The 14283-nt window shown below is 65.9% G+C and carries 15 protein-coding genes; 9 read left to right on the top strand and 6 right to left on the bottom strand.

Annotated features, from left to right (window positions below):
* On the top strand, window positions 1-723 hold a 723-nt coding region (locus ACQKQA_RS17285), incomplete at its 5' end, for an amidohydrolase family protein (protein ID WP_427559923.1).
* Between the two features lie 69 nt (window positions 724-792).
* On the top strand, window positions 793-1419 hold the full coding sequence (gene ycaC, locus ACQKQA_RS17280) for an isochorismate family cysteine hydrolase YcaC (protein ID WP_427559921.1): 627 nt from the start codon (window positions 793-795) through the stop codon (window positions 1417-1419).
* A gap of 871 nt (window positions 1420-2290) precedes the next feature.
* On the opposite strand, the gene ACQKQA_RS17275 is transcribed toward ycaC, so the two are convergent.
* Entirely contained in the window at window positions 2291-3310 is a 1020-nt protein-coding gene (locus ACQKQA_RS17275) for an alpha/beta hydrolase (RefSeq protein WP_427559918.1), read from the bottom strand.
* A gap of 160 nt (window positions 3311-3470) precedes the next feature.
* Here ACQKQA_RS17275 and ACQKQA_RS17270 point away from each other — a divergent pair, with 160 nt between their 5' ends.
* Window positions 3471-4376, top strand: coding sequence for a LysR family transcriptional regulator (locus ACQKQA_RS17270; protein WP_427559914.1), 906 nt, complete (start codon window positions 3471-3473; stop codon window positions 4374-4376).
* Between the two features lie 21 nt (window positions 4377-4397).
* Here the strand turns inward: ACQKQA_RS17270 and ACQKQA_RS17265 are convergent, their stop codons facing one another.
* Window positions 4398-5273 (bottom strand): LysR family transcriptional regulator, encoded by an 876-nt coding sequence (locus tag ACQKQA_RS17265; RefSeq protein WP_427559912.1) that lies wholly within the window; start codon window positions 5271-5273, stop codon window positions 4398-4400.
* Between the two features lie 100 nt (window positions 5274-5373).
* Between ACQKQA_RS17265 and ACQKQA_RS17260 the strand changes: the two genes are divergently transcribed.
* The 5 genes from ACQKQA_RS17260 to ACQKQA_RS17240 all read left to right on the top strand — a co-directional run bounded on the left by ACQKQA_RS17260 (window position 5374) and on the right by ACQKQA_RS17240 (window position 9798).
* Window positions 5374-6447 carry an alkene reductase gene (locus ACQKQA_RS17260; RefSeq protein WP_427559909.1) on the top strand — a complete coding sequence of 358 codons (1074 nt, stop codon included), beginning with the start codon at window positions 5374-5376 and terminating at the stop codon, window positions 6445-6447.
* 4 nt (window positions 6448-6451) lie between these two features.
* Complete coding sequence (locus ACQKQA_RS17255) at window positions 6452-7195, top strand: pirin family protein (RefSeq protein WP_427559906.1); 744 nt, start codon at window positions 6452-6454, stop codon at window positions 7193-7195.
* A gap of 16 nt (window positions 7196-7211) precedes the next feature.
* Entirely contained in the window at window positions 7212-7799 is a 588-nt protein-coding gene (locus ACQKQA_RS17250) for an isochorismatase family protein (RefSeq protein WP_427559903.1), read from the top strand.
* Window positions 7800-7902: 103 nt separating this feature from the next.
* A complete protein-coding gene (locus ACQKQA_RS17245; protein ID WP_427559900.1) occupies window positions 7903-8919 on the top strand; it encodes a GlxA family transcriptional regulator in 1017 nt (338 codons plus the stop codon).
* Window positions 8920-9108: 189 nt separating this feature from the next.
* Window positions 9109-9798 carry a DMT family transporter gene (locus tag ACQKQA_RS17240; RefSeq protein WP_427559897.1) on the top strand — a complete coding sequence of 230 codons (690 nt, stop codon included), beginning with the start codon at window positions 9109-9111 and terminating at the stop codon, window positions 9796-9798.
* Window positions 9799-9905: 107 nt separating this feature from the next.
* Here ACQKQA_RS17240 and ACQKQA_RS17235 read toward each other — a convergent pair whose 3' ends face one another.
* Complete coding sequence (locus tag ACQKQA_RS17235) at window positions 9906-10637, bottom strand: tetratricopeptide repeat protein (protein ID WP_427559928.1); 732 nt, start codon at window positions 10635-10637, stop codon at window positions 9906-9908.
* A 333-nt stretch (window positions 10638-10970) separates the two neighbouring features.
* On the opposite strand from ACQKQA_RS17235, the gene ACQKQA_RS17230 reads away from it, so the two are divergent.
* Window positions 10971-11471, top strand: a complete 501-nt coding sequence (locus tag ACQKQA_RS17230; RefSeq protein WP_427559894.1) for a GNAT family N-acetyltransferase — start codon at window positions 10971-10973, stop codon at window positions 11469-11471.
* Window positions 11472-11554: 83 nt separating this feature from the next.
* Here the strand turns inward: ACQKQA_RS17230 and ACQKQA_RS17225 are convergent, their stop codons facing one another.
* The 3 genes from ACQKQA_RS17225 to ACQKQA_RS17215 all read right to left on the bottom strand — a co-directional run bounded on the left by ACQKQA_RS17225 (window position 11555) and on the right by ACQKQA_RS17215 (window position 14209).
* Entirely contained in the window at window positions 11555-12226 is a 672-nt protein-coding gene (locus tag ACQKQA_RS17225) for a class I SAM-dependent methyltransferase (protein WP_427559892.1), read from the bottom strand.
* 104 nt (window positions 12227-12330) lie between these two features.
* Window positions 12331-13311: a TerC family protein gene (locus ACQKQA_RS17220; RefSeq protein ID WP_427559889.1), complete on the bottom strand. Its 981-nt coding sequence runs from the start codon at window positions 13309-13311 to the stop codon at window positions 12331-12333.
* Window positions 13312-13564: 253 nt separating this feature from the next.
* Window positions 13565-14209 (bottom strand): START domain-containing protein, encoded by a 645-nt coding sequence (locus tag ACQKQA_RS17215; RefSeq protein WP_427559886.1) that lies wholly within the window; start codon window positions 14207-14209, stop codon window positions 13565-13567.
* Window positions 14210-14283 lie beyond the last annotated feature (74 nt).

Below are 14283 nucleotides of genomic sequence, written 5' to 3'. Positions count from 1 at the left end.
CACGCGGAAACCATCACGCCGAAAAACATCGAGCGGGTGCGGGCGCTGGGCGGCGGTATCGCGATCCAGGACCGCATGGCGTTCCAGGGCGAATACTTCGTCGACCGTTACGGCGCCAAGGCCGCCGAGCAGACCCCGCCGATCCAGCGCATGCTGGCCGAAGGCGTGCCGGTGGGCGCCGGTACCGACGCCACCCGGGTCTCCAGCTACAACCCCTGGACTTCCCTGTACTGGATGGTCAGCGGCAAGACCGTGGGCGGCATGGCCCTGCACGCCGAAGGCCTGCCGCGGCAGACCGCGCTGGAACTCTTCACCCATGGCAGCGCCTGGTTCTCCTCGGAGCAGGGCAAGAAAGGCCAGATCAAGGTCGGCCAGCTGGCGGACCTGGCGGCCCTGTCCGCGGATTTCTTCAGCGTCGAGGAAGAAGCCATCAAGTGGATCGAGTCGGTGCTGACCGTGGTCGACGGCAAGGTGGTGTACGCCGCCGACGATTTCTCCAAGCTCGCGCCGCCCTCGGTGCCGGTACTGCCGGACTGGTCGCCGGTGGCCAAGGTGCCGGGGCACTGGCGCCCGAGCTCGCCGTTGGTGGCCCAGGTGCACCAGTGCAGCGGTCCGTGCGCGGTGCACGCCCATAGCCACGAGCGGGCGCGCCTGTCGAATGTGCCGGTCAGCGACTTCCAGGGTTTCTGGGGCGCTTTCGGCTGTTCCTGCTTCGCCTTCTGACCCATAACCCAAAGCGCCGGCCGCTATGGCCGGCGCCCACCGCTCTACCCATCCACCAAGGAGTTCCACATGAGCAACCCAACCTACAAGCGCCTGGACATCAACGACGCCGTGGTCCTGCTGGTCGACCACCAGACCGGCCTGATCTCGCTGGTGCAGGACTTCTCGCCGAACGAGTTCAAGAACAACGTGCTGGCCCTGGCCGACTGCGCCAAGTTCTTCAAGCTGCCGACCATCCTCACCACCAGCTTCGAAGCCGGTCCGAACGGGCCGCTGGTACCCGAGCTGAAAGAAATGTTCCCGGACGCGCCCTACATCGCCCGTCCAGGCCAGATCAATGCCTGGGACAACGAAGACTTCGTCAAGGCGATCAAGGCCACCGGCCGCAAGCAACTGATCATCGCCGGCGTGGTGACCGACGTCTGCGTGGCGTTCCCGACCCTGTGCGCCCTGGAAGAAGGTTTTGACGTGTTCGTGGTGACCGACGCTTCCGGCACCTTCAACGAGGTGGTGCAGCAGGCCGCCTGGGCCCGCATGTCCGCCGCCGGCGCGCAACTGGTCAACTGGTTCTCCGTGGCCTGCGAGCTGCAGCGCGACTGGCGCAACGACATGGAAGGCCTGGCCAACCTGCTGTCCCAGCGCATCCCCAACTACCGCAACCTGATCAACAGCTACACGGCCTTCACTGCCAAGTAAGCCTGGCGCTAGCTTTGATACCAAAAATGCCCGCCGCTGTGCGGGCATTTTTTTGCCCCGCAACCCCCCGCGATTCCTGTAGCCGCTGCCGACACAGCCGTCCCTGTAGCCGCTGCCGAGCCCTGGCGAGGCTGCGATCGGCGGCGTAGCCGTCGCAAACCAGGCGACGCGTTTTTCCAGGCGGATCGCGGACTCAGGTCTTGCGGCAACTGCGTTGCCGTTCGCAGCCTCGCTGGCGCTCGACAGCGGCTACACCGACACCGCCGTTCCTGTAGCCGCTGCCGAGCCCTGGCGAGGCTGCGATCGGCGGCGCAGCCGTCGCAAACCGGGCGACACGGTTTTCCAGGCGGATCGCGGAGGCAGGTCTTGCGGCAACTGCGTTGCCGTTCGCAGCCTCGCTGGCGCTCGACAGCGGCTACACAGACACCGCCGTCCCTGTAGCCGCTGCCGAGCCCTGGCGAGGCTGCGATCGGCGGCGTAGCCGTCGCAAACCAGGCGACGCGTTTTTCCAGGCGGATCGCGGACTCAGGTCTTGCGGCAACTGCGTTGCCGTTCGCAGCCTCGCTGGCGCTCGACAGCGGCTACACCGACACCGCAATTCCTGTAGCCGCTGCCGAGCCCTGGCGAGGCTGCGATCGGCGGCGCAGCCGTCGCAAACCGGGCGACGCGTTTTTCCAGGCGGATCGCGGAGGCAGGTCTTGCGGTTCCTGCTCGGCAAACCTTTTTCCTGCGGGCATGGCAAAGCCGCGGTTCAAGGCCGCGGCTTTTTGGGGGGATGTTTCTGCCGTTCGTGGAGGGTGAGTCGATGCCGATGATTAAAGACAGGGCGGGTAGCAGAAAGCCTGCCCGGGGGCAGGCTTCCAGATGGGCCTCAGTTCAGGTGGGTCTTGAGTTCCAGCGCTGCCTGGCGCACGGCGGCCTTGACCTCGGGGATCTGGCTCAGGGGATTGAGCAGGCCGAAGTCGTGGATCATGCCGTTGTAGCGCACCGCGGTGACCGGGACGCCGGCCGCGTCCAGGTGGCGGGCATAGGCTTCGCCTTCATCGCGCAGCACATCGAACTCCGCGGTCTGCACCAGGGCGGCGGGCAAGCCGCGCAGCTGTTCGGGGCTGGCCTGCAACGGTGAGGCATGCACCTGCGCCCGCTCGGCGGCATCGGTGGTGTAGTTGTCCCAGAACCACTGCATCATGCCCCGGGTCAGGAAGTGGCCTTCGGCGAATTGCCCATAGGACCCGTTGTCGAACCGGGCATCGGTCACCGGCCACATCAGCAGCTGATAACGCAGCGCCGGGGTGCGCTGTTCCTTGGCCATCAGGGCCACCACCGCCGCCATGTTGCCGCCCACGCTGTTGCCGGCCACCGCCAGGCGCTGGCCGTCGACGCCGATCTCGCGGCCATGCTCGGCAACCCAGCGGGTGGCGGCATAGGCCTGGTTGATCGCCGTCGGGTAGTGCGCTTCCGGCGACGGGGTGTAGCCGACATACACCGCCACCGCGCCGGAACCCACCACCAGGTCGCGGATCAGCCGCTGGTGGGTCGGGTAGTCGCCCAGCACCCAGCCACCGCCGTGGAAGAACATGAACACCGGCAACTCACCCTTGACCTTGGCGGGGCGCACGATCTTCAGCGCAATGTCCTGCTGGCCGACCTTGATCGTCCTATCGCTCACCTCGACCCCGGACAGGTCGACCTTCACCGAAGACTGTGCCCCCGCCAGTACTGCCCGGGCGTCCTGGGGGCTCAGTCGTTCCAGCGGCTTGCCGCCACCGGCCTCCAGGGCCTGGAGGAAGGCCTGGGTGTTGTGCTCGACGCCTGGGCCGCCGGCGGCATGGGCGCTGCCGATGGTGAGGGCGAGGAGGCTGGCGGTCAGGGTTTTTTGGGCGATGTTCATGGCTAAATCCTTTTTTGTGTCGTTGACAATCGAATACAGGGGAAGAGTGCCGGCGGGCGGGTGAAGCCAGGCTGCGTCAGCACCATGGACACAGATTAATCAGGTGCCGGAAGGCGAAAAAGCGGCTATAAAGCGTCTGACTGTCAACCAGGAAGTGACAATGAACCCGTTCGAAGACATGCGTATTTTTTGCCAGGTCATGGACTCCGGCAGCTTCACCGCGGCGGCCGACCAGTTGGGCCTGTCCAAGCAGTTCGTCAGCCGGCGGCTGATGCAGCTGGAGGAGCGCCTGGGCGTGCGCCTGCTCAATCGCTCCACCCGGCGGTTGGACGTGACGCCCTTGGGGCAGAGCTACTACGAGTCGGCGCTGCGCCTGCTGGGCGAAGTGGAGCAGGTGGAGCAGGGCATCGCCGGGCAGACCGTCGAGCCGCGGGGCACCATTCGCCTGAGCGCGCCGCTGTCGTTCGCCATGGCCCACCTGGGGGATCTGCTGCCGGCCTTTCTGCAGCGCTATCGCGAGGTCACGGTGGAGGTCGACCTCAGCGACCGCCCGGTGGACCTGCTCGGCGAAGGCTACGACCTGGCCTTGCGCATCGGCGTGCTGGAAGACTCGACCCTGATCGCCCGTCGCATCGCCGCCATCCAGCGCGTGTACTGCGCCAGCCCGGCCTACCTGGCGGCGCGCGGCACCCCGCAGGAACCCGAGGACCTGCATGGCCACGACTGCCTGCCCTATGGCCACGGGCGCCAGGTGCAATGGCGTTTCGCCGGGCAGGGCAACAAGCCCCTGGCAATCAACGTCACCGGCCGGATGCGGGTCAACAACGGCGAGCTGCTCAAGGACGCGGCCATCGCCGGCATGGGCATCACCTACCTGCCGACCTTCATTGTCGAGGAGGCTCTACGGGACGGGCGCCTGGTGTCGGTGCTGGACGCATTCCAGACCGAGCCGTTGGCGTTGTCGGCGGTCTATCCGCAGCACCGCCAGGGCTCGCGGCCGGTGCAGGCGCTGATCGAGTTCCTGCGCGAACGGCTCGATCGCCGGGTATTGCCGACAGCCCGATAGAGCGGCGGCTCCGGGCTCTGGCTAGCGCCCCAGACGCTCGCGCAGGAACTCGATGAAGCGCTGGGTCTTCGCCGGCAGCAGGCGGGTTTCGGTCATGGCGTAGACCGGTATCGCGGTGCCCTGCCAGGCGGGCAGGATCTGGCGCAGTTTGCCGCTGGCCAGTTCGTCCGCGGCGATTTCCTCCGGCATCAGGGCGATTCCCTGGTCGAGGGCGGCCAGGCGCCGGAGCATGCCCATGCTGTTGAGCGCGTAACGCCCGCCCACCGTTACCGTTTCGCTGCGCGTGTGCTCGTGCAGGGTCCACGAACCGGCCTTCAGGATGCTGAGGCACTGGTGCCGCTCCAGCTCGGCGGGGGTGCCGGGTTCTCCCGCGCGCGCCAGGTAGCCGGGGGAGGTGTAGAGGCGTGGGGTCAGGGAGGCCAGGGCGCGGGCGACCAGTTGCGAGTCCGCGGATTCGCCGATGCGGATCGCCACGTCGAACGGCTCGCTGACCAGATCCACCCGGCGCGAGGTCAGGTCGAAGTCGAAGCTGATGCCGGGGTAGAGGGCGGCGAATTCGGCGATCAGCGGCGCCAGGTAGGTCACGGCGAAGTCCACCGGCAGCGACGCGCGCAGCACGCCGCTGGGCTGGGCCAGCATCTGGCCCAGTTGTTCGTGGGCCAGCCGCGCCTCGTCGACGATGCGCTTGCAGCGCTCGAAGTAGAGCTGCCCGGCCTCGGTCAACTCGATCTTGCGCGTGGTGCGGTGCAGCAGGCGCAGGCCGATGGATTTCTCCAGTTCGCCGATGCGCCGCGACAGGGTCGAGTTCGGCATCCCCAAGGCCTGCGCCGCGCTGCGAAAGCCCCGGGCTTTGACGACCTCCACGAACAGGGCCATGTCATTCAGGTAGTGGTCCATGGACTGCTCCAATTTCGGATCAATGTTCTCCAAATTACCATATTTATCCCGCGTGATAGGCAGGCGATGATTGCCCTCAGCCACCTTCAAGGGAGTCACCATGAACACTGTTTTCGAACCTGTGCGCCTCGGCCGCTACACCCTGTCCAACCGCCTGGTCATGGCGCCGATGACCCGTTCGCGGGCGCAGTACGACGGCACGCCGGGCGAACTGGGCGCCACCTATTACGCCCAGCGCGCCAGCGTCGGCCTGATCGTGGCCGAAGGCACCCAGCCCTCCGACGACGGCCAGGGCTACCTGACCACCCCGGGCATCTACACCGACGCCCATGTCGCCGGCTGGAAGAAGATCACCGATGCGGTGCACGCCAAGGGCGGCCATATCTTTATCCAGCTGATGCATGCCGGGCGCATGTCGCACCCGGACAACACGCCGCATCACCGCCAGGGCGTCGCGCCCTCGGCCATCGCCCCGGGCGCCGGCATGTTCACCGCCACGGGCATGCAGGACATCCCGCAGCCCCGCGCGCTGACCACCGCAGAGGTGCGCCAGACCGTGCAGGACTTCCGCCACGCCGCCCGCCGCGCGGTCGAGGCCGGCGCCGATGGCGTGGAAATCCACGGCGCCAATGCCTACCTGGTGCATCAGTTCTTCGCCCCGAGCGCCAACGCCCGTAGCGACCAATATGGCGGCTCCATCGAGAACCGCGCGCGCTTCGCCATCGAAGTCGCCCAGGCCATCGCCGAGGAAATCGGCGCGGACCGCACGGCCATCCGTCTGTCGCCGGGCATGGCCCTGTGGGGGATCGACGAAGGCGCCGAAGGCCCCGAGCTCTACCGCTACCTGGTGGCCGAACTGGACAAGCTGGGGCTGGCCTATGTGCACCTGATGCACCTGGGCGACGAGGCGCTGCTGGCCGATATCCGCAAGCTCTGGAGGAGCGCGCTGATCGTTAACCGCCCGGGCCGTGCGCGGGAGCAGAGCGGGGCGGACCTGGCCGCGGGCCTGGCGGACCTTGAGTCCTACGGCGCCATGGTCCTGGCGAACCCGGACTTCGTCGAACGGCTCAAGGCCGACGCGCCGATGAACGAGGCGCGCCGCGAAGGCTTCTTCGGCGGCAGCGAGCAGTTCTATACCGACTATCCGACCCTGAGCGAAGCGCAAGGCGCTTGAGGCCATGAGCATGCCTGTCATCGTTGCGCTGCGGCGCTTCAGTCACGGCCAGCACTTTCGCGCCATTGCCCTGCGTGGCGCGGACGGCCTGCTCGATCCCTTCATCGGTGTCGATCACGCCTGGATGGGCGCGCCGACCTTCGGCCTGCATCCCCATGCCGGCCTTTCGGCGGTGTCCTACCTGTTCCTGGATTCGGCGACGGGCGTCGACAACCGCGACAGCATCGGCACCCACAACCTGATCCGCCCCGGCGGCCTGCACTGGACCGCCGCCGGGCGCGGCATCGAGCACGAGGAAGTGCCCGTGGAAAACGGCCAGACCGTCCATTCGCTGCAGATCTTCGTCGACCTGGGGCCCGACCATCGGGAGCGCGCGCCCAGCGCCTTGAGCCTGGAGCCCGAGGACGTGCCGCAGGTGCTGCTGCCCGGTGCCAGGGTCCGGGTGCCGGCGGGGCAGTTCGGCGATGCGCGCTCGCCGCTGAACCCACCGACCGCGGTGACGCTGCTGGATATCGCCCTGGAGCCAGGCGCCGAGCTGGTGCTGCCCGTTACGGCGGGGGACTGCGCCTTCGTCATGCCGATCGCCGGAACCATCCGGGTGGACGGCCAGCACTTCGCCCCCGACGACCTCCGGCTACCGGTCTTCCCGGCGCGGGATACACCGCACCACATCACCCTGCAAGCCCCCCACGGCAGCGCCCAGGCCATGCTGTTCGCCGGCCGCCCGCTGCACGCCAACGCCACCTGAGCACAGGAGTTTCATCATGTCTTACGCACGCTTCACCGCCGAGAACGCTGCCCTGCTGCTGATCGACCATCAGCTCGGCACCATGGGCTGGGCCCGCTCCATGGCGTTCGAGGAACTCAAGCGCAACACGCTGATGCTGGCCAGGACCGCCAGGATCCTCAAGATGCCGGTGGTGCTGACCTCGAGCATGGAGGAATACGCCCAAGGGCCGCTGCTGGCCGAACTGGAAGCCATCCTGCCGGCGGAGTTCGCGGCGCGCATCAAGCGCCTAGGCATCGTCAACGCCATGGACGACGAGCGCTTCGCCGCCGCCGTCAAGGCCACCGGCCGCCAGCGCTTCATCATCGCCGGCGTGACCAACGATGTGTGCACGGTCTACCCCGCGCTGAGCCTGGCGAGCGATGGCTACGAGGTCCAGGTGGTGGCCGACGCGGGGGCCTCGCCGAGCAAGTTCGCCGACGACATCGCCCTGGGCCGGATGCAGCAGAACGGCGTGACGCTGACCAGCACCAACCAGGTGATCGCCGAACTGGTGGGCAGCTGGGCCACGCCCGAAGGCAGCCAGATCGTGCAGGAAGTGGTGATGCCGGCGTTGCAGGGTTGAGCAGGAACTGAACCACCGGGTCATGACGTTTTTTAGTCGCTGGCCGCGCCTTGACTGTGCTTTACACTGGACCTTCGTTCGTTAGGGCAAAGAGGCGAGGCGTATGGCGGTTGAACGACGGGATTTCAGTGGCGGCATGAAGGGCAAGAACCTGCGTTACCTGGACGAGGGGCGGACCACCCCTGCGACCCAGGCCCGGGCCGGTTTCCTGCTGCTCGAACACTTCTCGCTGCCGGCCTTCACCCAGGCCCTGGATACCATAGTCACCGCCAACCTGCTGCGTCCCGACCTGTTCTCGCCCCGGACCTTCGGCCTGCAGGACGGCGAGGTCACCAGCGACCTCGGGCTGGTGATCCGGCCCGATGCGCAGCTGACGCTGGCGGGGCTCAAGGACCTCGACCTGCTGGTGATCTGCGGCGGCTACCGCACCGAGCTCAAGGTCGACCACGAGCTGATCAGCCTGCTGAAAACCGCCGCCGACCGGGGCATCGCCCTGGCCGGGCTGTGGAACGGCGCGTGGTTCCTCGGCATCTCGGGGTTGCTCGAAGGCTACCGTTGCGCGATCCACCCGGAACACCGCCCGGCGCTGGCGGAAGTCTCCAAGGCTACCCAGGTCACCAGCGAGGCCTTTGTCGTCGACCGCGACCGGCTCACGGCGGCCAGCCCCGCCGGCGCTTTCCACATGGCCCTGGAGTGGATCAAGGGCTTGCACGGCAAGGCGCTGGTGGAGGGGATCGAAGACATCCTGTCGTTCGAGGAGTCGCGCTATCGGCGCATCAAACCGACCCTGCATGTGTCGCTGAGCGCACCGCTGCGGGAGGTGGTCAAGCTGATGGACGCCAACCTCGAGGAGCCGCTGCAAATGGAGCAACTGGCGGAGTACGCCGGGCGCTCTCGGCGGCAGATCGAGCGCCTGTTCAAGGAACAACTGGGCACCACCCCGCAACGCTATTACCTGGAACTGCGCATCACCGAGGCGCGGCGTCTGTTGCAGCACACCGAGCTGTCCCAGGTCGAGGTGCTGGTGGCCTGCGGCTTCGTGTCGCCGAGCCATTTCAGCAAGTGCTACAGCGCGTATTTCGGCTACCGGCCGTCCAAGGAAAAGCGCCTGGTGAAATAGCCGCGAAGCATCCACCCGGCGCTTGGTAGCGCTTGGTTGCAGGCGTTGGTTTCCACCTGAAAGCGTGCAACGAATGGTTGATTGAGGCATGGAACCAGGCGCTCCATCGACGCTGGCTGCCCGCGGTTTGTGCCTGAAGACCGAATGTGAAATCCCTTAGGCCAATACTGGCACGTCCAGGAGTCGGGCATGACCCAGATGCAATCGAAAAGTGATCGGGCCAAGACCGCCGCGCAGTTGGGCGGTGCCAGCGAGTCGCGTTACCCCGAGGTCGCGCGGCCGAAATTGGGGATTGTGCTGTGCCTGCTGTCCATGCTGATTTTTGCCAGCCAGGACGGCATCACCAAGGTTCTGGTCAAGGACCTGCCGGTGGCCCAGCTGGTGATGGTGCGTTATTGGCTGTTCCTGGTGTTCGCCTTGGTTTATGCGGCTTGCCAGGGCCGTGTCAGGGCGTCGTTTCGCAGCCGCCACCCCTGGCTGCAAATCACTCGGGCGCTGATCGGCGTGGGCGAGATAGCCCTGTTCGCGATCGGCCTGCGGTTCTTGGGCCTGGCTGAAATGCACGCCCTGTACGCGGTGTTCCCGCTGATGACCCTGGCGCTGGCGGGGGCCTTGCTGGGCGAGTTCATCGGCCTGCGCCGCTGGATCGCCGCCGCCATCGGCTTCAGCGGCACCCTGATCATCCTCCGGCCTGGTGCCGGGGTGTTCGAGCTGGCGGCGCTGATTCCCCTGGCATCCGCCTTGGGTTTCGCATTCTTCAACGTGCTGACCCGGCGCATCAGCCAGGACGATTCCTTCACCACCAACATGTTCTACATGGCGGGGCTTGGCGTCCAAGCGGGATATTGCGCAGTTGCGGGGGGAATGAGGATGGAGTAGGGCGCCCGCACCTTCTGTTTCAGGCACAGGATGGTCCGCTTTGGACCCTTGGCCGGCGGCCGCTATCGACCGGTTGCATCCACGGTCAGAAGCGGGCACTCGGAAACTCAACCCTGCAGCAGATAGGCTCCGAACGGAACCCGATAGCGCAGCTTCTTGCACTTGCCGGGTGCGGGCTGATGCCCCGGCGGGCGATCAGGAAACCAGATTCGACATTTCCCCGGCGGCGGCCGATGGCCACGGGGAATTTCAATCTCGTCGTACGTGGGGGCTGGTTCGGCGGAAACCATTGGCAATTGCCCTTCGGCGCCTGGCGTGCCACCCGCCGGCCGGTCTACCGCGCTCTGCGCCGCTTCCGGAGCGGGTTGCCGGGCAGCGACCGCTTCTGCTTCACGGCGCCTTTTAACCTCTTCTTCCAGGCCCTCCCGCACGGCGACAAGAGGCTCGTCGGCGTTGGGTGGGTTATTCGACGCCAGGGCCTTTTGCGCCGCCTGGATCAATTGGATGTTGCGATTGCGTAACGCGACATTCTGACCAACCCGCATATTGGAGCGCGTCGCCAGCGCTTGCGCCTGCTGATACTGTCCCTGCTGAAGACGCAGCACACCGAGGTAATGCAGCGTCGCAGGATTATTCGGTTGGATATGCAAGGCACGCTCCAGCGTGGCAGCGGCCTGGTCCAACTGGCCATCCGCATACTGCTGCGAGGCGGACTCGATCAGGGTTGTTGATGCGTTGTTGCTTTGCTGGGAGGCTTTTCGCTCGGCGGCAACCGAACAATGCGACGCGACCGCGCAAAGCGCCAGGATGAGACCCGGCAGAAAACTCTTGGTTGGCATCAGGGGCAGGCTCGGTTGATCATCGACGGCACGGTCATAAAACAGGCCTTCAGTGCTGCTCGGCTGAGATTCGTTCACTGTCCCGTCATGGCCGAGGAAGGGTCCCTATCGACCTGGCCAGTCACCTGAAGTTCCTGCAGGAACGGCCACAGCGACGATAGTCGACGAGTAGCCGAATCAGTACCTTCGATGATTCCTGTTGCTGACTGGAGGCTATAGATGGCGGGCATGGAGCAAGGCGTGGCTCAAGTACGATGCAAATGACGGGTCAGGTCGAATGCGGACAGATGGGCAAGTCCGTGCAATTACCGGTGGGAAAAAGGAGAAGTATCTATGCCGTCGTTCAACGTGCGCGAGCTACGCCGTACGGATACGCAAGCGCTGCTGGCGTTCGAAACCCGGAACCGTGAGTGGTTCGAATCCCATATCGAGGCGCGCGCGCCTGCTTTTTATTCGTTGCAGGGCGTCGCCGAGCATATCGAAGGCTACCTGGCCGATTTTGCCGCTGGCGCCTGGCACCCCTTGGTGATCGAGGATTCCAGCGGAGCAATCATCGGCCGGGCCAACCTGAAAAGCATCGATAGCGCGCAGGGTTCTGCCGAAGTCGGCTATCGGATTGCGCAAAGCGCTTGCGGGCAGGGGCTCGCGACCCAGGCGCTGCGGCATCTGATCCAGCAAGCGCGGACGCGTTGGCAGCTGACGCAGCTGGTGGCATATGTCTACAAGGAAAATCTCGGCTCGACTAAGGTGGTGGAACGGTGCGGGTTCTTGCGGGAGCAACCGGCAGAAGACGGCAAGGCGGGAGCCGAGTGCCGATTCGTTCTCCCGATCTAGATAAGGGGTCCAGCCGTTTACCGCACTCGCGACTCAGACTGCTGGCCTGCAACCGCTACGTTGCGCCAGCCAGTTGCAGCCCCTTACCCGCGCCGCTCGGCCACCAATAGCAACGACTGCGGCACCGGGCTTTGCGGGTGCTGCGGTTCCTGCAGGCTGGCCAGCCGGAAGCCGGCCAGGTCCAGGGCGTTGAGCCAGCTGGACAGGGTACGGAAGTACCAGGGCATGGGTTGCCACTGGCCCTGGAACCCGGCGAAGGTTTCTTCGCGCCAGCCATCCTGATAGTCGCCCGCCGCCGCGGTCCAGGGATGCAGGGTCTGGATCAGCAGCGCGCCGCCGGGGGCGAGCAGGGCGTGCAGGGCGGCGAGCAGCGGGATGATGTCCTGGTGCAACAGGGCGAAGTTGGCGCAGATCAGGTCGTAGCCGCTGCCGAGGTCCACCTCGGCCTCGGCCAGCGCCTCATAGCTGGCCAGGTGCACGGTCGGCGAGCCTGCCGCCCGCGCCGCCTCCACCAGGGTCCTGTCGCCGTCCACCCCGACCGCCTCTATGCCGCGCTTGGCCAAGGCCCGCAACAGCCAGCCCTCGCCGCAGCCCAGGTCGAGCACGTGCTTGGGCTGGCGGCCCAGCACCGCCAGCAGGATCGCCTGGTTGGTGACCTCGACGCGGCTTTCGATGGCGTCGTTGCGGATGGCTTCGATCCAGGCGTGGGCGTTGTGGTGCCAGCTTTGCAGGAGGGCGGATTCGGGGGTAGGCATGTGGGTGTCCGGGGTGGGTGGTCGGGTCTGGAGGGTTGCTGGGGCTGACGTTAGCAGGCAGGGCGCTCGCGTCCAATATGGCGTGCGCCGCTCGGCCGTTCCTGCTAGGTTCCCATCCGGTCCTCGTCAGGCGATTTGTTCCGATTCATGATCAGGCTCAACAGCACCGACGCCAGGATGATCCCGCCGACAACGGCCAGCGACCACTCCACCGGCATGTGAAACCACGGCATCAGCGTCATCTTGGCGCCGATGAACACCAGCACGATCGCCAGGCCGTATTTGAGCAGGTGGAAGCGGTCGGCCATGTCGGCCAGCAGGAAGTACAGGGCGCGCAGACCCATGATCGCGAAGATGTTCGAGGTGAACACAATGAACGGGTCGGTGGTGATGGCGAAGATCGCCGGGATGCTGTCGACCGCGAACATCAGGTCGCTGGCCTCGATCAGCACCAGCACCAGGAACATCGGCGTGGCCCAGTGCCGACCGCCTTGCTTGACGAAAAAACGCTCGCCATGAAAGCCGTTGGTGATCCGCAGATGGCCCTGTATCCAGCGCAGCAAGGGGTTGTCAGCGAGGTTGGGCTGCTGCTGGGCGAACAGCAGCATCTTGATCCCGGTGATGATCAGGAACACGCCGAACGCATACAGCAGCCACGCGAACTGCGACACCAGCCACACGCCGGCGAAAATCATCGCCGCCCGCATCACGATCGCCCCGAGCACGCCGTACAGTAGCACCCGGCGCTGCAACTCCGGCGGCACGGCAAAGTAGCCGAAGATCATCACGAAGATGAACATGTTGTCGATCGACAATGACTGCTCGATCAGATAGCCGGTGAGGAATTCCAGGGTTTTGCGTTGCGCGATCTCGGGCCCGAATTCGCCCTCCAGGTACCACCAGAGCAATCCCGCGAAGGCTAGCGCCAGCACGCACCAGGCAATTACCCAGCACGACGCCTCGCGCACCGACACGCGATGGGCCTTGCGCCCGCCGAAGACAAAGAGGTCCAGGGCCAGCATGGCAAGAACGAAGATGATGAAGGCGAACCACATCCAGGGTTCGCCGATGTGCATGGGTTGCATGCCATTCTCCTGGTCCGGGTTTGTGCTGGAGCGACGAGGTCATGCTAACGGGGAGATTGCCGTGAAGAAAAATCGGTTATTCCTGAGCAATGCTTCGCTATTTACGAAGTGTCGCCGAGGCGTTTGTGTCCGGCGGTCCGCGATCAGATGGGGGCAAGCCGATGCGGATGGTGCTGACGTCAGCAGCGCAGGGCGCCGGGGGCCAACAGGCGGATCGTGGACAGGTCTGCCCGGGCGCCGCCGGCTGATTGACTCACCGCGTCGACCTCCCCACCGCAGCCCGCGGCCCCTGCCGCTCCGCCACCACCCGCAAGGTCCTGAGCGTTTCCCACGGCGCATCCACCACAAACCGATTGGCCAGCCACGCCGGAATATCCCCCGCCGGATCGGCCTGCAATTCATAAGTCACCTCGGTCAGTGCCTCGCCCCTGGGCACCATCTTCCACACCCCCTGCAACCGGCTGACCCGGATCAGCCCCGGCGTGCGCGGCACCCAGCCTTCGCGTACCGCTTCCAACTGCCGCACCAGGCTGCCGTCCTCCCGCTGCTCGGTGTGCACCCACAGCACCATGTCCCGGGTAATGGCGGGCCACGGCAGGTCGGTGGTCAGGTAGACCCAGGTGTCGTCGCCGTCGTTTTTCAGCAGGCGCATCTGCTTGCACCCGTATAGCCAGGCGCAGGCGACCCGCAGGTTTTCCTGCAGGGCGCTGAGGGTGGGGATGTCGGCGCGGATCTTGGTCACGCCGCGAAAGCCCCGGTAGCCGGAGCCGGGCACCTGGGTGAGGTAGATCTGGATGCCGTCCTGGTCCTTGGCCAGCTGCCAGTTCTGCGGTTCGGCCGCGGCCGCGCCGGCGAACAGCGCGATGGCCAGGGCGAGGATGCCGGCGAAGATAGGCATGGTGTTGATCCGCTGGCTGCCGGGGAGGGGCGCTGCGACCGCGGCGCCTTGTCTAGCAAGAATAGGCTACCGGG

Origin of the sequence: Pseudomonas sp. NPDC089530 (genome assembly GCF_050280705.1) — a bacterium.
Lineage (GTDB): Bacteria > Pseudomonadota > Gammaproteobacteria > Pseudomonadales > Pseudomonadaceae > Aquipseudomonas.
Note: the sequence above shows the minus strand (reverse complement) of the source record. Positions and strands in the feature narration are given on the sequence as shown.